Below are 24,716 nucleotides of genomic sequence, written 5' to 3'. Positions count from 1 at the left end.
CAGTGCTCGATTGCAATCGATTGCAATAAATTCTTATTCGTTGAATAATGACGTACCGGCCCAGTCAGCGCGACACGGCATGCGGCGGCCAGGACTCATAACAAGCCGATACCTCGACGTATCGGCATACAACACTGGAGACAAGATGAAGACACGTACTGCTCAACGCGGCGGCATGGCCGCCGCCGTCGCCCTGGCCATGCTGCAATTGGGCGCAGCCCAGGCGCAATCGACCGGCAACACCGCCAGCGCCGCCCCTGCCGATGGCCTGAACCTGGAACGCATCGTGGTCACGGGCACCACCGGCGGCACGTCCAAAATGAAATCGAGCAATTCCGTCAGCAGCATGGAGCTCGATACCATCCTGCACAATGCGCCGACCAGCGCCGCCGAAGTCCTGCGCTCGGTGCCGGGCTTGCGGGCCGAGTCTTCGGGCGGCGAAGGCAATGCCAACATCACCGTGCGCGGCCTGCCCATTTCCGCCGGCGGCGCGCGCTATGTGCAGATCCAGGAAGACGGCTTGCCCGTGCTGCAGTTCGGCGACTTCAACTTCACCACGCCCGACAGCTTCGTCAAGATCGATTCCACGCTCGACCACCTGGAAGTGGTGCGCGGCGGTTCGGCTTCCACCCTGGCCACCAATTCGCCGGGCGGCATCATCAATTTCATCAGCAAGAACGGCAAGGAGAAGGGCGGCAGCGTGGCCATCAGCCGCGGCCTGGGCTACGACCAGACGAGGGTCGACTTCGACTATGGCGCGCCGGTGTCGGAGCGCACGCGCTTCTTCATCGGCGGCTCCTGGCGCACGGGAGAAGGCATCCGCCACAGTGGCGTCAACAGCGAAAAGGGCGGTCAGATCCGCGGCAATGTCACGCATGAATTCGACAGCGGCTTCGTGCGCCTGTCGTTCAAGCACCTCGACGACCAGTCGCCCACGGCCCTGCCGGTGCCGGTCAGCGTGCGCGATGGCCGCATCGCGGAAATCGCCGGCATCGACCCGCGCAAGGCCAGCTTCTATTCGCCGTACTGGGTGCCCGACATGGTGCTGAACAAGGATAACCAGCGCGTGGCCACCCGCGTCAACGACGGCTTGCACGTCAAAAGCGATACCGTGGGCCTGGAGGCATCGTTCAAGCTGGGGCAGGGCTGGAGCGTGAGCGAAAACTTCCGCTACGCCGACAATTCGGGGCGCTTCACCGGCGTGTTCCCGTCGAATAACGGCAGCGACGGCAGCTATGTGTTTGCCAGCGGCCCGAATCGGGGCAAGCCTTATATCGGCCGCGCGTTTTCCGCCGTGGTGTTCAACACGTCCATCGACGACGCCAGCAATATCTTGAGCGACACCAAGCTGGCCAGGACGTTCGTGCTCGACAGCGGCAAGCTGACCACCACGGCCGGCCTGTACCTGTCGCAGCAAAAGCTGGGCCTGACCTGGAACTTCAATGAATACCTGATGCAGGCCACGGGCGACCAGCCGGCGCTGTTGCAAGCGGCCAGCGGCACGCCCGGCTACATCGGCCCGGCCTTCGGCGCCTGCTGTTCGCGCGCCGTCGACATGGAATACCGCACGACCTCGCCCTACCTGAACCTGGCCTGGGAAAGCGGCGCGCTGAACCTCGACGGCGGCCTGCGGCGCGACCGCCAGCATGCCAGCGGCATGGCCAATATCGCCACCGGCGCGCAAGCGTACCTGCTGTCGACGGTGCAGCAGGTCGACTACACCCTGGGCCACACGTCGTACTCGCTGGGCGCGAACTACAAGCTGCAAGCCAGCCTGGCCGTGTTTGCCCGCGTCAGCGAAGGCGTGGCCTTCAATGCTGACCGCATCCTGTTCGGCACGCCGCTCGATGGCAGCGTGCCGGTCGCCATCAACACCGTGCGCCAGCTCGAAGGTGGCGTGAAATGGCGTCAGGGTCCCCTGAGTACCTTCGTCACCGTGTTCCAGGCCAAGACGAGGGAAAGCAATTACGAAGCGACCACCCAGCTGCGCACGGCCAACAGCTATGAAGCGAAGGGCGTGGAACTGGAAGCGGCCTACAGCGCCGGCGACTTCCGCATCAACGGCGGATTGACGTTCACGGATGCCGAGATCACGGGCACGGCGGCGGCCGACGTGGCGCTGATCGGCAATATGCCGCGGCGCCAGGCGCGCGTCGTGTACCAGATCGCGCCCACCTATGAATGGGGAGCCGCCACCCTGGGCGCCAGCCTGGTCGGCACGGGCAAGTCGTGGGGCGACGATGCGCACACGATCACCTTGCCCGCCTACCAGGTGCTCAACGCCTTCGTCAATTACCAGCTCACGCCGCAAATGCAGGTGGCGCTGACGGCGAATAATCTGCTCAACAAGATCGGCTATACGGAAGTCGAGGGCGATGGCCATGCGGCCCGCTCGATCACGGGGCGCGCCGTCAAGGTCAGCCTGAAATACGCATTTTAAGCAAGGATAGGATTCATGATGTCGATACGCAGCCCCCTGGCGCGCCTGCTCGCGCCGCTCCCCACGCACTTGCGCGCCGATGCGGCGCGCCGCTATGCGCGCCAGGAGGCGGTCTTGCTCGACCGTCTGGGCAGCCTGTATGGCCAGCGGCCTGATTTCCTGCCCTGGCTGGGCGACCTGATGGAAAGCGTGGGGCGGCTGTATGCGGCGCGCGCGCCGGCGCTGCTGCGCCAGGATGCGCAGCGCGAAGAACAGCCGGACTGGTTTGCCAGCCAGTCCATGCTGGGCTACAGCGCCTACGTGCAGCGCTTCGGCGGCAATCTGCAGGGCGTGGCGGCGCGCATTGCCCATCTGCGCGAACTGGGCGTGACCTATCTGCACCTGCTGCCGTTCTTGCGTGCGCGCGCCGGCGAAAGCGATGGTGGTTTTGCCGTCGCCAGCTTCGAGGAAGTCGACCCCGCCCTGGGCAGCAATGCCGACTTGCTGGCGCTGACGGCGCAGCTGCGCGCGACCGGCATCAGCCTGTGCTCGGACCTGATCCTCAATCACGTGGCCGACGACCATGCGTGGGCGCTGGGCGCCAAGGCGGGCGACGCGCTGCTGCGCGATTTTTTCCACACCTATCCCGACCGCGTGCAGCCGGACCGCTACGAGCGCACCGTGGGCCAGGTCTTTCCGCAGGCGGCGCCCGGCAATTTCACGTTCGTGCCGGAACTCCAGCGCTGGGTCTGGACCACGTTCTATCCGTACCAGTGGGATTTGAACTACGCCAATCCGGCCGTTTTCGCGGCCATGGCCGGCGCCATGCTGGGCCTGGCCAACAAGGGCATCGAAGTGTTCCGCCTCGATTCGACGGCCTTCCTGTGGAAGCGCGACGGCACGGACTGCATGAATCAGCCCGAAGCCCACAGCCTGCTGCAAGCCCTGCGGGCGATTGCCGCCATCGTCGCGCCGGGTGTGCTGCTCAAGGCCGAAGCCATCGTGCCCACGCCCAAGCTGCCCGCTTACTTTGGCAGCGATGCGGCGCCCGAGTGCCATATCGCCTATCACAGCAGCCTGATGGCCGCCGGCTGGGGCGCGCTGGCGGAGGAAAGCACGGACTTGCTGCAGCAGGTGATCGCGGCCACGCCGCCGCTGCCGCCGGCCGCAAGCTGGCTCAGTTATGTGCGCTGCCACGACGACATCGGCTGGAACGTGCTGCTCAATGAGGCGGGCGCGGACGGACCGGCGCGCCTGGCGCGCATCGCGCAGTTCTTTGCCGGCGCCACCGGCAGCTATGCGCGCGGCGCCGCCTTCCAGAGCAGCAGCGCCGACAGGGCGCATGGCAGCAACGGCATGGCCGCCTCGCTGGCCGGCCTGGAAAGCGCCGTCACGGTGCAGGAGCAGGAATACGCGTTGCGGCGCCTGCTGCTGCTGCATGGCCTGGCATTGAGCTTTGGCGCCTTGCCCGTGTTGTACATGGGCGATGAACTGGGCATGACCAACGATCACAGCTACACGCAGCGTGCCGACCGGGCGATGGACAGCCGCTGGCTGCAGCGTCCCGCGTTCGACGACAGCCTGCTGGCATGGCGCCACGATGGCGTGAGCGCCAGCGGCCGGCTGTACCTGGCGCTGCGCCAGCTGATCGACGTGCGCGGGCGCTTGCCGGCACTGGCCGCCGCCGCGCCGCGCAGCGTGATGCAGGCCGATGCGCCGGCCGTGCTGGCGCTGCTGCGCGGCGACGGATTTCTCAACCTGAGCAACTTCAGCGGCGTCAGCCAGCGTTTCACTTTGCCCGCGGGCGAATGGCGCAACAGCCTCGATGGCAGCGTGCTGGCCGGCACGGTAGGCCTGCAGCCATGGCATATGCTGTGGCTGGAGCGGGAGCAAGATCGGGAGCCAGCATGAGCAACGCCAGCGCGCACCGTCCGCATCTGTCGTTTTGGCAGATCGTCAACATGAACGTCGGATTTTTCGGCATTCAGTTCAGTTTTGGGCTGCAGCAAAGCAGCATGAGCCCCATCTATAAATACCTGGGCGCCGATGAGGCGAGCCTGCCGTACCTGTGGCTTGCCGGTCCCATGACGGGGCTGCTCGTGCAACCGCTGATCGGCGCCATGAGCGACCGCACGGTGACGCGCTGGGGCCGCCGCACGCCCTATTTTCTGATCGGCGCCATCCTGTGCAGCCTGGGCCTGCTGGCCATGCCGTTCAGTCCCACCCTGTGGATGGCCGCCAGCCTGCTGTGGATACTCGACGCGGCCAACAATGTGACGATGGAGCCGTACCGCGCCTTTGTCAGCGATAAGCTCGACAAGAAGCAGCACTCGCTGGGTTTTCTCACGCAAAGCGCGTTTACGGGGCTGGGGCAAACGCTGGCCTACCTGACGCCGTCGCTGCTGGTCATGCTGGGCATGAACAAGGATGCCGTCAATGGCAGCCATATCCCGCACATCGTCATCGCCGCCTTCCTGATCGGCGCCGTGTTCTCCCTCGCTTCGGTGCTGTGGACCCTGAAGACGACGCCGGAAAATCCGCTCACGGCGGCCGAGCTGGCGGCCATCCGCAGCCGCCCGCCGGGCTGGCGGCATACGCTGGCCGATATCGGCGCGGCCCTGCGCGATATGCCGCCGACGATGAAGCAGCTGGCCCTCGTCAACCTGTTCCAGTGGTACGCCCTGTTCTGCTACTGGCAGTACATCGCGCTGTCGCTGGCGGCGACCCTGTTTCACACGACGGATCCCGCGTCGCAAGGTTTTCGCGACGCGGGCCTGCTGAACGGGCAGGTGGGCGCGTTCTATAATTTCGTCGCTTTTGTCGCCGCCTTTGCGCTGGTGCCGTTCACGCGCCGCTTCGGCCCCAAGCGCATGCACAGCCTGTGCCTGTGCGCGGCCGGCGTGGGCATGCTGAGCATCCCGCTGATCCACAGTCCGGCGTTGCTGTTGCTGCCCATGCTGGGCGTGGGCCTGGCCTGGGCCAGCATCATGGGCAATCCCTACATCATGCTGGCCGGCTGCATTCCGCCCGAGCGCACGGGCGTCTACATGGGCATTTTCAATATGTTCATCGTCATCCCGATGATCATCCAGATCTTCACCCTGCCCCTGTATTACCGCAGCTGGCTGGGTGGCAATCCGGAGAACGTCATCCGGCTGGCCGGCGCCCTGCTGCTGTGCGCGGCGGTGGCGGTGCTGTTCGTCAAGCTGCGCCCGTCGCAGGCCACAAAGACTTGAGGACGGACGAAAAAAAACCGGCACTGCCGGTTTTTTTTTTTGATGCTGCGAAAAAGATTACTCTTCAATCGCCATCTGACTTTGCAGGTAGTTCTGGATGCCGACCTTGGCGATCAGGTCGATCTGCGTTTCGAGCCAGTCGATATGCTCTTCCGTGTCTTCCAGGATCATCAGGAACAGGTCGCGCGAGACGTAGTCGCCCGCTTTTTCGCTGATGGCGATGCCTTCCTTGACGGTGGCGTGCGCGGCGCGTTCCAGCTTCAGGTCGCATTCCAGCATTTCCGGCGTGTTCTCGCCGATCAGCAGCTTGTGCAGCGCTTGCAGGTTAGGCAGGCCGTCGAGCATCAGGATGCGGTCGATCAGCTTGTCGGCGTGTTTCATTTCGCCGATCGATTCTTCATATTCCTTCTTGCCCAGCTTTTCCAGGCCCCAGTGCTTGTACATGCGCGCATGCAGGAAGTACTGGTTGATGGCCGACAGTTCGTTGGTGAGCTGTGCATTGAGCATGCGGATGACTTCTTTATCGCCCTTCATGGCATTTCCTTTGTTCTGTGTCGCGTTCGATGATGAAACCGCAGGCTGCTGGCGTTCACGGCCGGGTGGCGCAGGGCTGCCTGGTGGCGCGCAGGTTGCCGGTTTCGCTATGCCCGCATGATAGCGCAAAATATGGGTGGTTTTCGGTGTGAAACGGCATTTTTCCGTCTTTTTAACGTAAATATCGTGCGAATAAAACCCATTCTCAAGTGGATTGCCCGCTTGCGCCGTTTTTTATTTGTTAAGGAAAATGAAGGCCATTCTCATTCGCGTTTCTGGCCCGCTTTTGGCGCCGCCGGATCGCGTGCATGACCGCGCTGAACAGGCGGGAAATGTTGGGCCATTCTTGCTTTTGTGGCTTCTTGGCCGCTGCCGGCGATGCGATAATCAGGCAGCGTTATTTACTGAAAAAAGGATAGCAAGATGATGCTGCATATACCCGGCGTGCTGACGCCGGAACAGGTGACGCAGTTTCGCCAGCGCCTGGCGCAGACGGACTGGGTCGACGGGCGCGCCAGCGTCGGGGCGCAAGGGGCGCAAGTCAAGCGCAACCGCCAGCTGGCCGAAGGTTCGCCGCTGGCGCTGGAGCTGGGCGAGATCGTCAGCCGCGCGCTGATGGCCCATCCGCTGTTCTTTGCGGCCGTGCTGCCGCTGCGCATCCTGCCGCCCTTCTTCAACAGCTATGCGGGCGGCGAGCACTATGGCCTGCATATCGATGGCGCCATCCGCACGCCGAAAAACGGCATGCAGTCGATGCGCGCCGACGTCTCGTCGACCGTGTTCCTGAGCGAGCCGGACGAGTACGAGGGCGGCGAGCTGGTGGTGGTCGATTCCTACGGCACGCACGAAGTGAAACTGCCGGCCGGCGATGTGATCGTGTATCCGTCGAGCAGCGTGCATCAGGTGCTGCCCGTCACCAGCGGCGAGCGCATCTGCTCCTTCCTGTGGACGCAAAGCATGGTGCGCGAGGACTGGAAGCGCAGCATGCTGTTCGAGCTCGATCAAAACATCCAGAGCGTGCGCGCAGAGCATGGCGATTCGCCGGCCACCGTGGGACTGACGGGGCATTATCATAATTTGCTGCGCATGTGGGCGGAGATGTAATCGTGGTGATGTCGGATTACGCGCGGCCTTTGGCCTCGCTAATCCGACCTACGATACTGCGTGATGCACCGGCAAAAAAAAGTCTGCCTGGCCCGGGGATGTAGGCTGGCAGACTGAAACAAGCAAATCGCTTGACTAAAAACGGGCGCAAAAAAGCAAGCAGGGCACAGGGTGCGGTGCTTGCGGGCTGGCAGCGGCCCTAGGGCCGCAGGAAGGCTAGCTCAGCTGGAAGGTCAGGGGGACAAGCACGTACACGGGCACGGGCTTGCCGTTTTCGATCATGGGCTTGAACAGCGCGCGCTGCGCGGCCTGGCGGCCCGCTTCGTCGAGATTCGTGTAGCCGGTCGATTTCTGGATCAGGATTTGCTCGGGCAAGCCCTTTTCATTGATCAGGATGCGCAACACCACGGTGCCGCTTTCGCCCAGGCGGCGCGACAGATTCGGGTAGATCAGCTGCGGCGCCTTGATGTATTCGACGCTGCTGACGGTGCGCGGCGTCGCTGGCGCCGGTGGCGTCGGCGCCGGTGCCGCTGGCGCCGTCGGCGCGGCGGTGGCGACCGGTGCCGCTTCGGCGCGCGTCGGCTGCGGCGGCGTGATCGTCGGTTCGGTGGGCACCACGGCGATCAGCGGCAGCGGCGGGATCACGGCGCGCGGCACGGGTGCGCTCAGTTCCACGGTTTTCGGTACGGACGGCGCCGGCGGTTTCGGTGGTGCCGGCGGGGCGATGATGCTGATGGTCGTGATGGTCGGCATGGCCGCCGTGACGACGCGGCTCAGCAGGCCGCTCTGGATGGCGTAGAAGCCGGCGATATGCAGGACGACGATGGCCATCAGCGGCGCGAATTTGTTGCGCTTCTTGTCGAAGTCGGCAAATTGCTGCACGGCCTGCACCGTTACGGGCGGGGGCATCATCGTCATGGCGTTCATCGCTTTCTTTAGTTTGTCAGTACAGCTCGCATCAATACGGTTTCTTGCAGCGCCACGGTGGCGGTCAGGTGATCGTTCAGCACTTCCCGCGCGCAGGTGTGGCATTTGCCGCAGCAGGTGGCCACGCCCAGGTCGCGGCGCAGTTCGGCCATGCTGGACAGGCCAAGATCGACGGCTTGACGGATTTCACGATCAGATATGTTGTTGCAGACACATACAATCATTGATACACCTTCTGGCTGGAGGATGAACAGACACTAGTACCGTGAAGCATTGTTGCTAGTGTTTTAATGAGAATCATTATCATTACGTTTCATTGTCGCGCAAAGTGCAGGACAATGCAAGCGATTTTGATCAAATGTGCGGCAGTTGGCGGGCTGGCCCGGCAGCTTGCCATGCGCTTTGCGCGCATGGCGCAGCCCTTGATGGGGGCGGCTCTCCGGGCTAAATAAAAACAATTCGCATTCATGTTTATAATGCTGGTATTGTCTCGGACGGTCGCCGTCCGGACACATTGAAAGGCCGCTTGTCGGTAATGCGCAACAGTTGCGTTTTACCTCACAACATCAGGACATGCGCCAGGCGCAGCAGTCTGTCCCGGTGTTCTTAATTTGAACGGAATTTGCTCATGACTCTAGTTCCACCCATGATGACGCTCGACGCGCTGGCAGTCGGCCAGAGCGGCACGGTGTTGCATATCACGCCCCACGCGGCAGGACAGACGGAAGACGGCGTCGACCTCGTCCGCCGGTTGATGGAGCTGGGATTCGTTCCCGGCGAACGCATCCGCATGCTCAAGCGCGGCATTCCCGGCGGCGATCCGCTGGCCATCAAGGTCGGCAATGCCACGTTCGCACTGCGCCGCTTCGAAGCGGCGCTGATCACGATTCAACCGCTGTCTCAATCGGAATAACCATGGGTGCTGTCGAAACTATCGTGGAAGCGGGCGCGCACAAGCCGCCGCACCAGCCACAAATCGCCTTGCTGGGCAATCCGAACTGCGGCAAGACGGCCCTGTTCAACCGTTTGACGGGCGCGCGCCAGAAAGTGGCGAACTACGCCGGCGTGACCATCGAGCGCAAGGAAGGCCATTTCACCTCGCCCGCCGGCAAGCCCGTGCGCGTGCTCGACCTGCCGGGCGCCTACAGCCTGTCGGCTACCACGCCCGACGAAGCCATCACGCGCGACGTGGTGGGCGGGCTGCGCCGCGGCGACCCGCGTCCGGACGCCATCATCTGCGTCGTCGACGCCACCAATCTGCGCCTGAATTTGCGCCTGGTGCTGGAAGTCAAGCGCCTGGGCCTGCCCATGCTGCTGGCGCTGAACATGACGGACGTGGCGCGCAAGCGCGGCATGCTCATCGACACGGCCAGGCTGTCGCAGGAACTGGGCATGCCCGTGGTGGAAACCGTCGCGGTGCAGCATGACGGCGAAAAGGCATTGTTGGGCGCCATCGATGCCATGCTGCCGCTGCCGGCAGTGGAACCGAAACCGCTGGCGGCCATCGACGCCGTCAGCGTCGAAGAGACGCAGCGCGAAGTGCGCCGCATCCTGGCCGCCGTCAGCAACGACACGCGCGACAGCGGCAACCTGACGGAAAAGATCGACGACGTGGTGCTGCACCCCGTCTTCGGCCCCATCATCCTGGCCGTGCTGATGTTCCTGATCTTCCAGGCCGTGTTTGCCTGGGCCGCCACGCCGATGGAAATGATCACCGATGGCGTGGGCCACCTGGGCGCCCTGCTGACGGCGAACATGCCCGATGGCCACCTGAAAAGCCTGCTGGTGGAAGGCATCATCGGCGGCGTCGGCAGCGTGCTGGTGTTCCTGCCGCAGATCCTGATCCTGTTCTTCTTTATTTTGAGCCTGGAAGACTGCGGCTACCTGCCGCGCGCGGCCTTCCTGCTGGACCGCCTGATGGGCGGCGTGGGCCTGTCGGGCCGCGCCTTCATCCCGCTGCTGTCGAGCTTTGCCTGCGCCATTCCCGGCGTGATGGCGGCGCGCACCATCCAGAATCCGCGCGACCGCCTCGTCACCATCATGATCGCGCCGCTGATGACGTGTTCGGCGCGCCTGCCCGTGTATGCGCTGATCATCGCCGCCTTCATCCCCGAGCGCGAAGTGTGGGGCTACCTGAGCCTGCAAGGCCTGGTGCTGTTCGTGCTGTACTTCGCCGGCATCATCTCGGCCATGGCCGTGGCCTGGGTCATGAAGCGCAGCATGGGCGTGCGCGGCAACCAGCCGCTGCTGCTGGAGCTGCCGGCCTACCACTGGCCGCATCTGCGCAACCTGGCCGTCAGCCTGTGGGAGCGCGCGAAGATCTTCCTCACGCGCGTCGGTACCATCATCCTGAGCCTGATGATCATCCTGTGGTTCCTCAGCACCTTCCCCGGCGCGCCGGACAACGCGATCCATCCGCCCATCTACTACAGCCTGGCCGGCATCCTGGGCCGCGGCCTGGAAGTGGTCTTCGCGCCCATCGGCTTCAACTGGCAGATCTGCATCGCGCTGGTGCCGGGCATGGCGGCGCGCGAAGTGGCCGTCGGCGCGCTGGGCACCGTATACGCCTTGTCGCAAACGGGCGACGCGCTGGCGTCCACGCTGGAGCCGTTGATCGCCCATTCGTGGTCGATGGCCACCGCGCTGTCCTTGCTGGCCTGGTACGTCTTCGCGCCGCAGTGCCTGTCGACCCTCTCCGTCGTGAAACGCGAAACGGGCGGCTGGCGCTATCCGCTGCTGATGGCCGGCTATATGTTCGCCCTCGCGTATGCCGCCTCGTTCATCACGTACCGCGTCGCCCTGATGCTGGGCGCTTAGGAGAAAACCATGTGGCAAACCCTTATCGTCGCCCTGATCGTCGCCGCCGCGCTGCTGCATTTTTCGACCAGGTACCTGCCGGCCGGCGTGCGCCGCGCCATCGTGCGCGGCCTGGTGCGCTGCGGCCTCGATGAGGCGAAGCTGTCGGCCTTCTTCAAGGTGGCGCCGGGCTGCGGCAGCGGCTGTGGTTCCTGCGGCTCCTGCGACAGCCCGCCGCCGCCGTCAAATACACCGCCGGCCGACGGCAGCAGCAAGCGCGTGATCCTGATGCAGGTACAGCGCTAAAGCCTGTATTGCAGTGTAGCCACGGGTGCGCCCGTGGGCTACACTGGGCTTTTCGCATGGCAAGGAGTGGCAATGGCGATACTGTTGATCTTCATGTTTCTGTTTGCCGTCGCCACCTGGCTGCTGGCCAGCCGGCGCGGCCGCCACGGGGGACTGTGGTTCGGCATCGGCCTGTTCCTCGGCCCCTTTGCCTTGCTGGCGGTAGCGGCCCTGCCGCCCGTGCCGCCACCCTGACCCCGTTTTTCAAAACCCGCCATTGCGGGTTTTTTTACGCCTGCATGCCCGCGTGGCGCAGCCGGTACTGGCGCGGCGAGCACGCCATGACGCGTTTGAAGGCGTGGCTGAAGGCGCTGTCCGAATCGTAGCCCAGCGCCTGCGCGATCGAGGCGATGGGCGCGCCGCTGTCCTTCAGGCGCCGCGTGGCCAGGCGCATGCGCCAGCGCAGCAGGTAGTCGAGCGGCGTCACGCCCACCCTGGTTTTGAAGTGCAGGGCAAAGGCGGAGCGCGACTGGCCGGCGACGGCGGCCAGCTGCGCCAATGTCCAGCGCTGCGCCGGCTGCGCATGCATGGCTTCGATGGCCGCGCGCAGCCGGGGATCGGCCAGCGCGAACAGCCAGCCTGCCGGGTGCGAGGCCTGCGCTGCCAGATGCTGGCGCAGCATCTGCAGCAGCATCATGTGGCCCAGGTGGCGCGTCATCAGCGCCGCGCCGGGCGCCGTCGCCTGCAGCTCCTGCGCCAGGCGTTGCAAGGCCCAGTGCAGCACGCCGGCCTGGTCCGTGTCGCCGCGCACGTGCAGCAGCGGCGGCAGACAGTCGAGCAGGATGGCCGCCTCGTCGCCAAAGCTGAAGCGTCCGCCGATCAGGAAAAAATCGTGCTGTGGCGCGCCGTGGCGGGCCACGCCGTGCTGCGCGTGCCGGTACACTTCCAGCGCCGGCGCGGCCGGCAAGCCGGGTGCGCTGGCCAGGGTGAACGCATGCCCCTGCGCCAGCAGGAAGCAGTCGCCTGTATGCAGTTGTACGGGAGCGTCGATGCCCGCGACCGTCAGCCAGCAGCCGCCTTCGATCACGGCGTTGAACTTGATGCCGTCCGGCGGCGGAAAGTCGATGGCCCAGTCGCCGCCCGCCTTCAGGCCGGCAAAATAGGAACTGCGCGTATCAAACAGCGAAAGTACATCGGAGAGTAAATCCATGGCGGAGCTCAATTCTGGACGATGGCGATAGTATTGAAGATTTTATGCCATTCACAGTCCAGTTCTTTGCGCGCAACATATCCATCTCGCCAGCCATTCGGACTGGCGCCACTTGCAAAGGCAGATCCCATGGACAGCATCAACAAGCAACAAATTCCCCTGCGCTCCGGCTTTGATGCCGCCACGACCGCCACCGAGGCGCTGGCCGGGCGCGACCTGTCCGGCGTGCAGGCCATCGTCACGGGCGGCGCGTCGGGCCTGGGGCTGGAAACGGTGCGCGTGCTGGCCGGTGCCGGCGCCAAGGTACTGGTGCCGGCGCGCGACCCGCATCAGGCGCAAGCGGCCCTGGATGGTATGGCCGGCGTGGAGGTCGCCGCGCTCGACCTGCTCGATCCGCAATCGATCGATGCCTTTGCCGCCGCCTTTCTTGCCACCGGCCGCGCTTTGCACGTGCTGGTCAACGGCGCCGGCATCATGGCCACGCCTCTGCTGCGTGATGCGCGCGGCTACGAGGGGCAGTTCGCAACGAATCACCTGGGGCATTTCCAGCTGACGGCACGCCTGTGGCCCGCCCTTAGGCAGGCGCAAGGCGCGCGCGTCGTGTGCGTGTCGTCGCTGGGACACCGGCAGGCTGCCGTCCACCTGGACGACCCGCATTTCCTGCGCCAGCCGTACGATAAATGGCGCGCATATGCGCAGTCGAAAAGCGCGAATGCCTTGTTTGCCCTGGAGCTGGACCGGCGCGGCGCGGCGCACGGCGTGCGCGCCTACTCGCTGCATCCGGGCGCCATCCTGACGCCGCTGGTGCGCCATCTGGACCTCGACGACTTGCGCCGGGTCGGGGCGCTCGATGACGAGGGCCAGGTGAATCCACCGCCGCAATCGGGTTTCAAGAATGTGGCGCAGGGCGCGGCCACCGCCGTCTGGTGCGCCACCAGCGCGCAGCTCGATGGTCTGGGCGGCGTGTATTGCGAGGATTGCGACATCGCCACTCTGGTGGCGGACGACAGCACGGGGCCGGGCGTGCGGCGCTGGGCCGCCGACCCCGCGCAGGCACGCCGGCTATGGGCGCAGAGCGAGCAGATGACGGGCATGCGCTTCGATTGCGACGCGGCATAAAAAATGCCGGGCAGTGCCCGGCATGTGCATGATGGCGGCGTGGATTTACGCCTTGCCGGCCAGCTTGTCGACGACCGGCACCAGCGCGGCCGGGCGGCAGCCGAAGGCGGCCAGGCGGCCTTGCGCGTGGGGCGCCAGGTCCAGGTCGTAGGGCAGCCGGCCTGCCACCAGCCACAGTTTGTCGTGCGGCAGGGCGTCGATCAGGCGGCGCTGGCCGTCGACGAACATGGCGTTATACGTTTGCAGCACGATCTGCCCCGCGCCTTGCGCAAAGGCGATGGCCTCGTCGACTTCGTCGTCCAGCGCCTCGGCCGACAAGGCGTATTCGCGCACATCCAGGCCCGCTTCCAGCAGGGCCGGCAGCATCGAGCTGCGCGCTTCCTTGTTGCGGCCCAGCGCCACTTCGTCGATCTCGCTGCGCGAGCGCACTTCCACCGTCAGCAGGGTCACGGGCAGGCCCGCGTCGAGCGGGCGGTAGTCGCCCTGCACGCGCAATGCCGCTTTTTGCAGCAGCTGAGACAGGGCCATGGCGGCCGGCTGCATCAGCGCTGGCGGGGCGAGGGGGCGTGTGCGCCAGTCGCGCACGGCACGGTTGCGCTTGAGTTCCGCCACGCGCGCGCACGCCGCGTCGATGCGGGAGAGCGCAATGTCGCCCCGCTCCACGGCGGCGATGACGGCCTCGATGGCGGCCGTCTGCTGCGCTTCGCGGTGCGAGATGAGGACGATGTCGGCGCCCGCCTGCAGGGTGGCGATGGCGCCCTGGGCGATGCCGATGCCGTCGGCAATCGCCGCCATTTCCAGGCAGTCGGTGATGACGACGCCCCGGTATTTCAACTCGTCGCGCAGCAGGTCCGTCAGCACGCCCTTCGACAGGGTGGCCGGCACGCTGGTGTCGGCTTCGAAGGCAGGGAAGACCACGTGCGCCGTCATGATGGCGTCCACGCCGCCGGCAATGGCCGCCCGGAAGGGCGCCAGTTCCACGGCGCGCAGGCGTTCCTTGTCGTGCGGGACCAGCGCCATGGCGTAATGCGTGTCGATGGCCGTGTCGCCGTGGCCGGGGAAGTGCTTGGCGGTCACGGCCACGCCGCTGGCGCGCTGGCCGCGCATGGCTGCCATGCCGTAGTCGATGACGGTGGCGGCATCCTCGCCATACGCGCGCACGCCGATGACGGGGTTGTTGCGGTTGTTGTTCACGTCCAGCACGGGCGCGAGCAGCATATTGATGCCGACCTGGCGCATTTCATCGCCGCTGATCTGGTTCATGCGTTCGCAGTCCTCGATGGAGCCGGCCGCCTGGAAGGCCATCGCCGCGGGAATCGGCGTGACGCCCTGCTCGATGCGCATCACCATGCCGCCTTCCTGGTCGATCGAGATCAAGAGCGGGATGTCCGACACTTCCGCGTTGATTTCCTGCAGCTCGCGGCACAGGGCCGACACTTGCGCGGGCGTGTGCACATTGCGGCGGAACAGGATCACGCCGCCTACCTTCTTTTCGCGTATCAAGGTCTTGATATGCTCGTCCGCCTGCAGGGCGTCGAAGCCCACCATGAACAACTGTCCTATTTTCTCGCGCAAACCCTGCTCCATGCTGCAACTCCTCCGGTATTGATTGTGACGACGGCATACGTATTCTGGCACCGTGGTGGCGCATCGTGGCGGTCACCGGAAAAGCTGCCTTGGTTTTGTACTTGTTTTGGTATTGTATTGGATTTGGGTTTTTGCGCAAGTGGTTATTAAGTGGTATTAATGCACTTGCGCAAGCACCCCATCAATCGAGGCGCTGGAACGAGGCCGATTGCGCCTTGGGCCAGTACAGGCCGAACACGGGCGGCAACTGCGGCAGCTGGCTCGGGTCGAGCAGCTGGCCCGCTTCCAGGAAGGGCAGCAGGGCCGACGCCAGTTTCACCTGGTTCGGCGAGATGCGCCGCACCAGGTGGTGCGGACGCAGTTCCTGCGGATGCGCCAGGCCGGCGGCGGCGATCAGCTCGGCCAGCGCCTTCATGGTGTTCTGGTGGAAGTGCGCCACGCGGGCGATTTTGTCGGATACCACCAGCGCGCGCTGGCGCTGCGGGTCTTGCGTGGCCACGCCCGTGGGGCAGCGGTCAGTGTGGCAGCTTTGCGACTGGATGCAGCCCAGCGCGAACATGAAGCCGCGCGCCGAATTGCACCAGTCGGCGCCCAGCGCCAGCAGGCGGGCGATGTCGAAGGCCGTGATGATCTTGCCCGAGCAGCCGATCTTGATCCTGTCTCGCAGGTTGGCGCCCACCAGGGTGTTATGCACGAGCACCAGCGCTTCCTGCAGGGGCGTGCCCACGTGGTCCGTAAATTCCAGGGGCGCCGCACCGGTGCCCCCTTCGCTGCCGTCGACGACGATGAAGTCGGGCGTGATGCCCGTTTCCAGCATGGCTTTCACGATGGCGAAAAATTCCCATGGATGGCCGATGGCCAGCTTGAAGCCCGTCGGCTTGCCGCCCGAGAGCGTGCGCAGGCGGTCGATAAACTGCAGCATTTCCAGCGGCGTGGAAAAGGCGCTGTGCGCCGCCGGCGAGACGCAATCCTCGCCCACCATCACGCCGCGCGTGGTGGCGATCTCGATGGTTACTTTCGGGCCGGGCAGCACGCCGCCATGTCCCGGCTTGGCGCCCTGCGACATTTTCAGCTCGATCATCTTGACCTGCTCCGAGCTGGCGTTGGCGATGAAGCGCTCTTCCGAAAACGTGCCGTCCTGATTGCGGCAGCCGAAGTAGCCGGAGCCGATTTCCCACACCAAGTCGCCGCCGTTTTCGCGGTGGTAGGGGCTGATGCTGCCTTCGCCCGTGTCGTGCATAAAGCCGCCGCTGCGCGCGCCGCCGTTCAGGGCCAGGATGGCGTTGGCGGACAGGGCGCCAAAGCTCATCGCCGAGATATTGAAGACGCTGGCCGAATACGGCTTGGCGCGCGGGCAGTCCGGATGGTTGCCGATCTCGATGCGGAAGTCGTGGCCCGTGACCTTGGCGGGGGCGATCGAGTGGTTGATCCATTCATAGCCCGCCTCATACACGTCGAGCTGGGTGCCGAACGGGCGCTTGTCCGTCTGCTCCTTGGCGCGCTGGTAGACGATGCTGCGCTGGCTGCGCGAAAACGGCGTCGCCTCGCTGTCGCTTTCCAGGAAATACTGGCGGATTTCGGGGCGGATGCTCTCAAAAAAGAAGCGGAAATGCGCAAGGATGGGATAGTTGCGGCGCAGGGCGCGCTTGGTTTGCAGCAGGTCGCTGATGCCGACCAGGGTCAGGGCACCGGCCAGCACGGGCAGCCAGTAATGGTCGTAGTAGAACAGGGACAGGACAAAGATGGCTGCCGTCGCAATGAAGGTCAGGTAGCGAAATGGTACTAGGTGCATGGGCACTCCGGGGAAGTCAGACTGATATTGCTGAGTGTACCGGTGATTTGTGGATCTTGCTGAATGGGAAAGTGTGCGGTTGGAGCGATGCTATCCACGCATGCGACACCTGACAAAACCGTAGCGAGCGGCAGTGATTTGTGGCCGAGAAGCGCAACCGTACTTTAGTACGGTGAGCATCGCCGGCCGCAAAGCGCGACGCGCAGTAGGTTTGGTCAGGTGTTCACCGTTGTGCGGCGCGGATGCGCTCGACCCGTTCGGTGCTGGCCGGATGGCTCGACAGATACGGCGTGCCTTCGTCCAGCTTGCCCAGGGCGACAAACACCTGCGCCAGGTGTTCCAGTGGAATAGCGTTCTGGCGCAGCATGGCGATCGCGTAGTCGTCCGCCTCGCGCTCCACGTCGCGCGAGTATTTCAGGTCCAGCAGCAGCGGCGGCAAGGTCGCCACCACGGTCGAGACGTCGCCGAACAGCAGCGCCGCGCCGGCGCCCACGGCCGAGGTCTGGATCAGGCGGCGCGTCAGGTGGCGCTGCTGCAAATGGCCCAGTTCATGCGCCAGCACGCCCATGATGGCGTCGTCGTCCGGCATCAGTTCCACCATTTCATCGGTCAGCACGATGTCGCCCGACGGCAGGGCGAACGCGTTCGGACCGATCTTGCTCTTGCGGAAAACGATGCGGTGTTCGGGCGTGCTGTCGCCGGGCGTGGCCAGGCGCGCGAACCGGGCGCGCAAGGCTTGCTGGCGCTTGCCATCGAGCTTGCTTGCCTCAAACACGTGGCCGTCGAGGAAATCGAGCACGCCCTGGCCCAGCTGGCGCTCGACGGACTGGGGAATCGCATACGCGACCCCCTTCGCCACCACGGGCAGCAGGTACTGATAGCTGAGCCACAGGGCCAGCACGGTGGCGACCGTGGCCAGCAGGGCGCCGCGCCAGCTTTGCTGCAGCCGCACCACCCAGCCGTCGCGGTGGCCCGTGTCGTGCAGCAGGCTGTTGAAGGCCGCCTGGTCGGCGATCTCCAGGTAGGCGCCGTCGGGAAAGCTGACCTTGCGCACGGCGTGGCTGCTGCGTTCGGACACGTGCAGCTCGCCCAGCGGGCAGCTGCGCGCGATGTCGCCGGCCAGCACGGCCATCCCATCGTGCACGCTGAGCGTGACGTGGTACAGGCGCGAGGTCTGGCCGTCGAAATAGCGCGCGGGCACGGGGGCCGCGCCCGGCGCTTGGTGATCGAGCGTCATGCTACAGCGACAGGTCGAAGTCCAGCAGGTCGACCATGCCTTCGCCCGTGGCAGAGACCTGCTCGCCGGTGGCGGCGACGAAGGCGTCCAGGCTGCCATGCACCAGCATCGATGTCGCTTCCAGGCGGTACTTCAGCCAGCGCACCTGGGCGAACGGCGAAAACAGGCCCAGGGTGACGACGATACCGAGCAGGTTGGTCAGCATGACGAAGGTGGTGCGGCCCCAGGTCAGCTGCGACTGGAACTGGTGCTGCTGCAGGCGCGTGTGGTTCCAGATCAGGTTCTGGATCATGGTCAGGAACAGCGGCAGCACGATAAAGGCCCACGCATACAGGGCGGCCACGGCGCCGAAGATGCTGCCGGCCTTGGTGACATCATTGGCATCGGTGGCAAAGGTGGCGAAGACGCTGGCGAAGACGACAAAGATCAGGACCAGGAATCCGGCCAGCAGCAGGGCGAAGAACAGCAAATAGGTCTTGTAGAAGCTGCCCACCGTGGCGTCGAAGCTGAAATTGCTGCTGCCGAAGCGGCTCTGCGTGTGCTGGAAGCGCTTCAGGCGCTGGTGCAGGAACGGCGTCATCAGGCCAGCCGTGAAGGTGTTCAGGATCGGCAGCCACAGGAAGTATTTGTAGGCTTCCCTGGCGCTGCCGTCAAAGCCGAAGCGGATGCCGCGGTAGCTGGTGTTGTAGAGCTTGAACTGCAGGCTTTTCCAGACCAGCCATGGCAGCACGGCCATCATCAGCACGAGCATGATCAGGCCGACGATGGGCGAGACCTGGAAGGCGATGTTGTAGCCGCCGATCAATACCACGGCCGCGATGCGGCCCTTCAGGATGGCGACGGCATTGCCGTGGTATTCGAAGCTGCTGCCAGCGAGGTGGGTGCTGGAATAGAAATAGCGGTTGCGGCGCACCTTGGCCCAGGCGGAATAAATGCCCAGGGTGACGATGCTCAGCAGCAGGTTGACGATCCAGATACGGAAGTATTCGCTGCCGGTGGCGCTGAAGGTAATGCCTTCGCGCTGGGTGTTCGGGTTGTTGGTGTCGATATCCACGCCAGGAATCCTTGCAATTGAAAAAGAATTAAGATGCATGATTGTCAAGAAGTTGTCAATAAAAATATTGTTCAGGCGTAATATATTTCGTCTGAATGACCGAATCGGAGCGGCGCGCGCCCTGTGCGCAGCGCCCGGCTATACTGGGACTCAACCATTGCCAACGGAAATCGCCATGATCGTCGTCCACCATCTGAACAATTCGCGCTCGCAGCGCGTGCTCTGGCTGCTCGAGGAGCTGGGCCTCGACTACGAGGTCAAGCGCTATCAGCGCGACCCGAAAACCATGCTGGCACCCGCCTCGCTGAAGGCTGTGCATCCGCTGGGCAAGTCGCCCGTGATCACGGACGGCGCCAACACCATCGCCGAATCGGGCGCCATCATCGATTACCTGGTCGAGCGCTACGGCAATGGCCGTTTGATACCGGCGGCGGGCACGCCCGAGAAGCTGCGCTGGACCTACTGGCTGCATTTCGCGGAAGGCTCGGCCATGCCGCCCCTGCTGATGAAGCTGGTGTTCGACAAGGTCGAATCGTCGCCGATGCCGTTTTTCGTCAAACCGGTCGCGCGCGGCATCGCCGGCAAGGTCAAGAGCAGCTTCATCCTGCCCAATATCAACAGCCAGCTGGCCTACATGGAAGCGGAACTGGAGAAAAGCAAATGGTTTGCCGGCAATGAATTCACGGCGGCCGACATCCAGATGAGCTTTCCGCTGGAAGCGGCGGCCATGCGCGGCGGACTCGACGAGCGCCTGCCGAAGCTGACGGCCTTCCTGCAGCGCATCCACGCGCGGCCTGCCTACCAGCGTGCGCTGGAAAAAGGCGGACCGTACGATTTCGCAAAGTAAGCGGCGTTGACGGGCTATGCGCGGGGCGCCATACGGTAAAATGCCCGATTCAACCAGTATCCACTTACCGCATGGCCAGACTCCTCGCTATCGACGGCTTGAATATCGTACGCCGCGTCTACGAAGCCAGTCCTGAACCCGATTCCGACCTGAAGGCGGAGATCGCGCTGCGCCATGCGCTGTCGTCGTTCCGCACGCTGATCAACGACCACGAACCGACGCACATCCTGCCCGCCTTCGATTTCGGCGGCCCGACCTGGCGCCACGCCCTGTATGCCGGCTACCGCGAGGGGCGCCAGCCCATGCCGCAAGTGCTGCGCGACGCCTTGCCCGGCTTTTACGCCACCCTGGCCAGCTTCGGCATGCACGTGGTCAGCATTCCCGAGGTCGAGGCCGACGACGTGATCGGCACGGCCGTCATGCGCTGGCTGCACGAGGGGCGCGGCGCGGCCGTCATCGCCACCACCGACAAGGATTTGCATGGCCTGATCGCCCACGGCGCGCTGGTATGGGACCATTTCAAGGGCATCTGGCACGACCGCGCCTGGGTCGAGAAAAAGTTCGGCGTGCCGCCGGAACTGCTGCCCGACCTGCTGGCGCTGATGGGCGATGTCACCGACAGCATTCCCGGCGTGTCGAAGATCGGCCTGAAGACGGGCGCGAAACTGTTGCGTGCCTACGGCAATATCGACGCCGTGATGGCCGGCGCGGGGATTTTGCCCGGCGCGCTGGGCGAAAGCCTGCGAAAAGAGCGGGAAATACTGTATCTTTCAAGAAAGTTGGTCGAACTCAAGACCGACGTGACGTTGGGCGTCACCTGGAACAAGCTGGCGTGGGAAAAGTAGAGCGCCCAAAAAAAGCTCATGGCGTTGTTGCCTTGCCTCGTCGTACATTCGTACTGCCTTCGGCAACGCGCCTAGCCCTGAGCATTTTGATGGGCGCTCTCTGAGTGGAACTCGCAATAGAAAATCAAGCAAGGGATGTAATCATGATGTTAAAGACTGTCCTGATCGACAGCAGCGCCGTGGCGCGCGGCCTGCTGAACACGGTCCTGACCGATGGCGGCTACGATGTCTGCGGGCAGACGCATACCAGCGCGCTGGGGCTGGCGTTGCTGGTCAAGCACCATCCGCATTTCGTCTGCATCGCGCGCGAGCAGGTGGAAGACGGGACGAATGTGGTGCAGACCATCCGCGCCCAGTATCCGAAGACGCTCATTTTCATGGTCTCGGGCGGCATCGACGCCGCCTCGCTGCAGGCGGCCCACGCCATGGGCGTGTCGGGCTTCATCGTGAAACCGTTCATGGCCGACACGGTCCTGAAAACCGTGCGCAATACGGTGATCGCCATGGTGCGCAAGCAGCAGGCCTTGGCCGCCGCTGCGCAAGGCAATTCCTAGACGCCGGCCAGGCCCGTCGCGCCGGCGATGATGCCGCCGCCGAGGCACACGTCGCCGTCGTACAGCACGGCCGACTGGCCCGGCGTGACGGCCCATTGCGCCTGGTCGAAGGCCAGGCCGAAGTGTTCATTCCCCTCCGGCAGCAGCTGGCAAGCCACGTCGGCCTGGCGGTAGCGCGTCTTGGCGCTCAAGGCGCCCGCCTGCGGCGCCGTGCCGGCGACCCAGCTGGCCTGGTCGGCGCTCAAGGCCGGCGACAGCAGCCACGGGTGGTCGTGGCCCTGCACCACCCACAGGGTGTTGTTGGCGATATCCTTGCGCGCCACATACCAGGCGTCGCTGCTGCCGTCCGCGTTCTGGTACGACTTCACGCCGCCGATGCCGATGCCCTTGCGCTGACCCAGCGTATAGAAACTCAGTCCCACGTGTTCGCCCACGGTCTTGCCGTCGGCCGTCTTCATCGGTCCCGGCTTGTACGACAGGTAGCGGTTCAGGAATTCGCGGAACGGACGTTCGCCAATAAAACAGATGCCCGTCGAATCCTTCTTTTGCGCGTTCGGCAAGGCCAGCTTCTCGGCGATCTGGCGCACTTGCGTCTTCGGGATTTCACCGAGCGGGAACAAGGTCTTGGACAACTGCGCCTGGTTCAGGCGGTGCAGGAAGTAGCTTTGGTCCTTGCTGGCGTCGACGGCCTTGAGCAGTTCATAGCGGCCCGCGTCCGTCGGCGCCTGGCGCACGCGCGCGTAGTGGCCGGTGGCGATCAGGTCGGCGCCCAGGGTCATGGCGTGGTCGAGGAAGGCCTTGAACTTGATTTCGGCGTTGCACAGCACGTCCGGGTTCGGCGTGCGGCCGGCCTGGTACTCGCGCAGGAAATCGGCGAACACGCGGTCCTTGTATTCGGAGGCGAAATTGACGGCTTCGATATCGACGCCGATGACGTCGGCCACGCTGGCCGCGTCGATCCAGTCCTGGCGCGTGGAGCAGTATTCCGAATCGTCGTCATCTTCCCAGTTTTTCATGAACAGGCCGATGACTTCATAGCCTTGTTCCTTCAGCATCCATGCCGCGACCGAGGAATCGACCCCGCCCGACATGCCGATCACGACTTTCTTCTTGCTCATCTTGCTTTCCAGTGTACTTTAATAATATGGCAATGCGTATTGCTATGCGCTATTGAAAACGGACGCATGCGTGTGCAGCAGGGCCAGCGGCGCGCGCCGGCCGGCCAGGTATTCGTCCACGCACTGCAGCACCAGCGGGCTGCGGTGGCGTTCCTGGCACGCCGCCAGCTCGTCGCGCGTCATCCACAGGGTGCGGATGATGCCTTCGTCCAGCGGTCGGTCGTGCTCGGCGCCGGCCGTGCCGCAAAAGGTGAAGCGCAGATAGGTCACGTCCTCGCCCGTGCGCAGTGACTGGTAGCGCGACATGTACATGCCGACCAGTGCCGTGGGGATGAAATCGTAGGCCGCTTCTTCCAGCGTTTCGCGGATCACCGCCTGTTCCAGCGACTCGAACGGGTCGAGGTGGCCGGCTGGCTGGTTGAGCTTGATGCCTTCGCTGGTCTCTTCTTCAATCAGTAAAAACAGGCCATCGCGCTCGACGATGGCGGCCACGGTGACAGAGGGTTTCCAGATTCTCGGCATGATTCCATCCTTGAAAGAGCCGACATTTTATCTTGTTCTGCGCGCGCGGTTTGAAGCCGGCCTTTTGTTGCGCGGACATATTGATAAATGACAACGTTTTAGCAAATAGCGGTGGGAGGTACTTACGTCTTTCCCGGGGAGCGCACTAGCATGGGGGCTTAGTTGGCAAGATGGCAGGAAGCGCCCGCTAATATAGGCTTTCCCTGTGGTCAAAACAAGCGCGCACGCTTGCTCGACTGTGGTGAGATTGACACACCTTTCCCACAATATGGGCGCCGCGCCGCATGGTGAAACAAATCATGGATGCGGATGAAATTAGTGTCGTACGACTAAAAGTTGCTGCTTCACAAACGTTTAACGCGCTGCTTTCCGTGTTAGATTCTAGTCAGTTTATCAATTAGCGGAGGCATCATGAGGATAGGCATACCGGCCGAAACACGGCCTGGTGAAACCCGGGTGGCAGCCACGCCCGAGACAGTCAAGAAGCTGGCAGCCAAGCATCAAGTCGTCGTGCAGTCGGGGGCGGGCCTGCAAGCCTCGATTCCCGACGACGCGTATGCCGCCGCCGGCGCGCAGATCGGTACCGCCCAGGAAGCCTATGGCTGCGCCATCGTGCTCAAGGTGCGCGCACCGGACGCCGGCGAACGGGCCCTGATGGCCAGCGGCACGGTGCTGATCGGCATGTTGAACCCGTTTGACGCGGACAATATCGCTGCCATGGCGACGGCGGGCCTGTCCGCCTTCGCCCTGGAAGCCGTGCCGCGCATCACGCGCGCGCAGTCGATGGACGTGCTGTCGTCGCAGGCGAACATCGCCGGCTACAAGGCCGTGCTGGTGGCGGCGAATACCTATCAGCGCTTCATGCCCATGCTGATGACGGCGGCCGGCACCGTCAAGGCGGCCCGCGTGCTGATCATGGGCGTGGGCGTGGCCGGTTTGCAGGCGATCGCCACGGCCAAGCGCCTCGGCGCCGTCATCGAGGCGTCCGACGTGCGCCCGCCCGTCAAGGAGCAGGTGGAGTCGCTGGGCGCCAAGTTCCTCGACGTGCCCTTCCTCACCGATGAAGAAAAGGAAATCGCCAAGGGTTCGGGCGGCTATGCGCGCGCCATGCCGGCCGACTGGATGCGCCGCCAGGCCGAACTGGTGCACGAACGGGCGAAACTGGCCGACATCATCATCACCACGGCACTGATTCCCGGCCGCGCCGCGCCCGTGCTCATTTCCGAAGAGACGGTGAAAGCCATGAAACCCGGTTCCGTCATCGTCGACCTGGCCGTGGAGCAGGGCGGCAACTGCCCGCTGTCCGAGCTGGGCAAGACGGTCGTCAAGCACGGCGTCTACATCGTGGGCGAGCCGAATCTGGCGACCCTGGTGGCGGCCGACGCCTCGGCCCTGTATGCGCGCAACGTGCTGGACTTTTTAAAGCTCATCATCGACAAGGACGATCAATTGCTGATTGACCGCGAGGATGAAATCATCAAGGCCAGCCTGGTTTGCGCGGGCAATGACATCCTCAGAAAATAACGCGGC

23 protein-coding genes are annotated in these 24,716 nt (G+C 64.2%); 13 read left to right on the top strand and 10 right to left on the bottom strand.

All coding sequences use genetic code 11. The annotated features are described in order from the left end of the window. The first annotated feature begins 145 nt into the window (after positions 1-145). The 3 genes from AC07VH_RS07460 to AC07VH_RS07450 are packed head-to-tail and all read left to right on the top strand — an operon-like array spanning position 146 to position 5,655. Positions 146-2,440: a TonB-dependent receptor gene (locus tag AC07VH_RS07460; RefSeq protein ID WP_494788156.1), complete on the top strand. Its 2,295-nt coding sequence runs from the start codon at positions 146-148 to the stop codon at positions 2,438-2,440. A gap of 15 nt (positions 2,441-2,455) precedes the next feature. Next, positions 2,456-4,330, top strand: a complete 1,875-nt coding sequence (locus tag AC07VH_RS07455; RefSeq protein ID WP_494788157.1) for an alpha-amylase family glycosyl hydrolase — start codon at positions 2,456-2,458, stop codon at positions 4,328-4,330. Further along, positions 4,327-5,655, top strand: a complete 1,329-nt coding sequence (locus tag AC07VH_RS07450; protein ID WP_475414160.1) for an MFS transporter — start codon at positions 4,327-4,329, stop codon at positions 5,653-5,655. The genes AC07VH_RS07455 and AC07VH_RS07450 overlap by 4 nt, the downstream gene beginning before the upstream one ends. Before the next feature lie 57 nt (positions 5,656-5,712). Here the strand turns inward: AC07VH_RS07450 and bfr are convergent, their stop codons facing one another. Then, positions 5,713-6,189 (bottom strand): bacterioferritin, encoded by a 477-nt coding sequence (gene bfr, locus AC07VH_RS07445; RefSeq protein WP_034745609.1) that lies wholly within the window; start codon positions 6,187-6,189, stop codon positions 5,713-5,715. Positions 6,190-6,612: 423 nt separating this feature from the next. Here bfr and AC07VH_RS07440 point away from each other — a divergent pair, with 423 nt between their 5' ends. Then, complete coding sequence (locus tag AC07VH_RS07440) at positions 6,613-7,293, top strand: Fe2+-dependent dioxygenase (protein ID WP_489629543.1); 681 nt, start codon at positions 6,613-6,615, stop codon at positions 7,291-7,293. A 216-nt stretch (positions 7,294-7,509) separates the two neighbouring features. Here AC07VH_RS07440 and AC07VH_RS07435 read toward each other — a convergent pair whose 3' ends face one another. Next, positions 7,510-8,211, bottom strand: coding sequence for an energy transducer TonB (locus AC07VH_RS07435; protein ID WP_494788158.1), 702 nt, complete (start codon positions 8,209-8,211; stop codon positions 7,510-7,512). Positions 8,212-8,228: 17 nt separating this feature from the next. After that, positions 8,229-8,444: a (2Fe-2S)-binding protein gene (locus AC07VH_RS07430; RefSeq protein WP_152250664.1), complete on the bottom strand. Its 216-nt coding sequence runs from the start codon at positions 8,442-8,444 to the stop codon at positions 8,229-8,231. A 404-nt stretch (positions 8,445-8,848) separates the two neighbouring features. Between AC07VH_RS07430 and AC07VH_RS07425 the strand changes: the two genes are divergently transcribed. The 4 genes from AC07VH_RS07425 to AC07VH_RS07410 all read left to right on the top strand — a co-directional run bounded on the left by AC07VH_RS07425 (position 8,849) and on the right by AC07VH_RS07410 (position 11,556). Continuing rightward, positions 8,849-9,133 carry a FeoA family protein gene (locus AC07VH_RS07425; protein WP_475414157.1) on the top strand — a complete coding sequence of 95 codons (285 nt, stop codon included), beginning with the start codon at positions 8,849-8,851 and terminating at the stop codon, positions 9,131-9,133. A gap of 2 nt (positions 9,134-9,135) precedes the next feature. After that, entirely contained in the window at positions 9,136-11,037 is a 1,902-nt protein-coding gene (gene feoB / locus AC07VH_RS07420) for a ferrous iron transporter B (RefSeq protein ID WP_494788159.1), read from the top strand. A 9-nt stretch (positions 11,038-11,046) separates the two neighbouring features. Continuing rightward, entirely contained in the window at positions 11,047-11,322 is a 276-nt protein-coding gene (locus AC07VH_RS07415) for a DUF6587 family protein (protein ID WP_494788160.1), read from the top strand. Between the two features lie 72 nt (positions 11,323-11,394). Further along, positions 11,395-11,556 carry a hypothetical protein gene (locus AC07VH_RS07410; protein WP_475414155.1) on the top strand — a complete coding sequence of 54 codons (162 nt, stop codon included), beginning with the start codon at positions 11,395-11,397 and terminating at the stop codon, positions 11,554-11,556. A gap of 34 nt (positions 11,557-11,590) precedes the next feature. Here AC07VH_RS07410 and AC07VH_RS07405 read toward each other — a convergent pair whose 3' ends face one another. After that, positions 11,591-12,511 carry an AraC family transcriptional regulator gene (locus AC07VH_RS07405; RefSeq protein WP_494788161.1) on the bottom strand — a complete coding sequence of 307 codons (921 nt, stop codon included), beginning with the start codon at positions 12,509-12,511 and terminating at the stop codon, positions 11,591-11,593. A gap of 138 nt (positions 12,512-12,649) precedes the next feature. Between AC07VH_RS07405 and AC07VH_RS07400 the strand changes: the two genes are divergently transcribed. Continuing rightward, positions 12,650-13,630 carry an oxidoreductase gene (locus AC07VH_RS07400; protein WP_494788323.1) on the top strand — a complete coding sequence of 327 codons (981 nt, stop codon included), beginning with the start codon at positions 12,650-12,652 and terminating at the stop codon, positions 13,628-13,630. Between the two features lie 45 nt (positions 13,631-13,675). On the opposite strand, the gene nagZ is transcribed toward AC07VH_RS07400, so the two are convergent. The 4 genes from nagZ to AC07VH_RS07380 all read right to left on the bottom strand — a co-directional run bounded on the left by nagZ (position 13,676) and on the right by AC07VH_RS07380 (position 19,300). After that, positions 13,676-15,217, bottom strand: a complete 1,542-nt coding sequence (gene nagZ / locus AC07VH_RS07395) for a beta-N-acetylhexosaminidase (RefSeq protein WP_494788162.1) — start codon at positions 15,215-15,217, stop codon at positions 13,676-13,678. A gap of 181 nt (positions 15,218-15,398) precedes the next feature. Continuing rightward, positions 15,399-17,009 (bottom strand): FMN-binding glutamate synthase family protein, encoded by a 1,611-nt coding sequence (locus tag AC07VH_RS07390; protein WP_494788163.1) that lies wholly within the window; start codon positions 17,007-17,009, stop codon positions 15,399-15,401. A 223-nt stretch (positions 17,010-17,232) separates the two neighbouring features. Further along, the gene (locus AC07VH_RS07385) at positions 17,233-18,246 is read right to left on the bottom strand and encodes a M48 family metallopeptidase (RefSeq protein WP_494788164.1); all 1,014 of its coding nucleotides are present in this window, start codon (positions 18,244-18,246) and stop codon (positions 17,233-17,235) included. A gap of 1 nt (position 18,247) precedes the next feature. Continuing rightward, positions 18,248-19,300 (bottom strand): YjgN family protein, encoded by a 1,053-nt coding sequence (locus AC07VH_RS07380; protein ID WP_475414150.1) that lies wholly within the window; start codon positions 19,298-19,300, stop codon positions 18,248-18,250. 175 nt (positions 19,301-19,475) lie between these two features. Here AC07VH_RS07380 and AC07VH_RS07375 point away from each other — a divergent pair, with 175 nt between their 5' ends. The 3 genes from AC07VH_RS07375 (at position 19,476) to AC07VH_RS07365 (ending at position 21,546) form a co-directional block, all read left to right on the top strand. Then, positions 19,476-20,147, top strand: a complete 672-nt coding sequence (locus AC07VH_RS07375) for a glutathione S-transferase (protein ID WP_475414149.1) — start codon at positions 19,476-19,478, stop codon at positions 20,145-20,147. Between the two features lie 71 nt (positions 20,148-20,218). Then, positions 20,219-20,992: a 5'-3' exonuclease gene (locus AC07VH_RS07370; protein ID WP_076571923.1), complete on the top strand. Its 774-nt coding sequence runs from the start codon at positions 20,219-20,221 to the stop codon at positions 20,990-20,992. A gap of 146 nt (positions 20,993-21,138) precedes the next feature. Further along, a complete protein-coding gene (locus tag AC07VH_RS07365; RefSeq protein ID WP_077409312.1) occupies positions 21,139-21,546 on the top strand; it encodes a response regulator in 408 nt (135 codons plus the stop codon). On the opposite strand, the gene mnmA is transcribed toward AC07VH_RS07365, so the two are convergent. Next, complete coding sequence (mnmA, locus tag AC07VH_RS07360; protein ID WP_494788165.1) at positions 21,543-22,664, bottom strand: tRNA 2-thiouridine(34) synthase MnmA; 1,122 nt, start codon at positions 22,662-22,664, stop codon at positions 21,543-21,545. The two genes, AC07VH_RS07365 and mnmA, sit on opposite strands and share 4 nt — an antisense overlap. Positions 22,665-22,706: 42 nt before the next feature. Continuing rightward, positions 22,707-23,186 (bottom strand): NUDIX hydrolase, encoded by a 480-nt coding sequence (locus tag AC07VH_RS07355; protein ID WP_010401817.1) that lies wholly within the window; start codon positions 23,184-23,186, stop codon positions 22,707-22,709. A gap of 411 nt (positions 23,187-23,597) precedes the next feature. Here AC07VH_RS07355 and AC07VH_RS07350 point away from each other — a divergent pair, with 411 nt between their 5' ends. Next, positions 23,598-24,710, top strand: coding sequence for a Re/Si-specific NAD(P)(+) transhydrogenase subunit alpha (locus AC07VH_RS07350; RefSeq protein ID WP_099411321.1), 1,113 nt, complete (start codon positions 23,598-23,600; stop codon positions 24,708-24,710). Positions 24,711-24,716: the final 6 nt, after the last annotated feature.

The organism is Janthinobacterium sp. GW821-FHT03C10, assembly GCF_059420865.1.
This window is presented reverse-complemented; position numbering and strand designations above follow the sequence as displayed.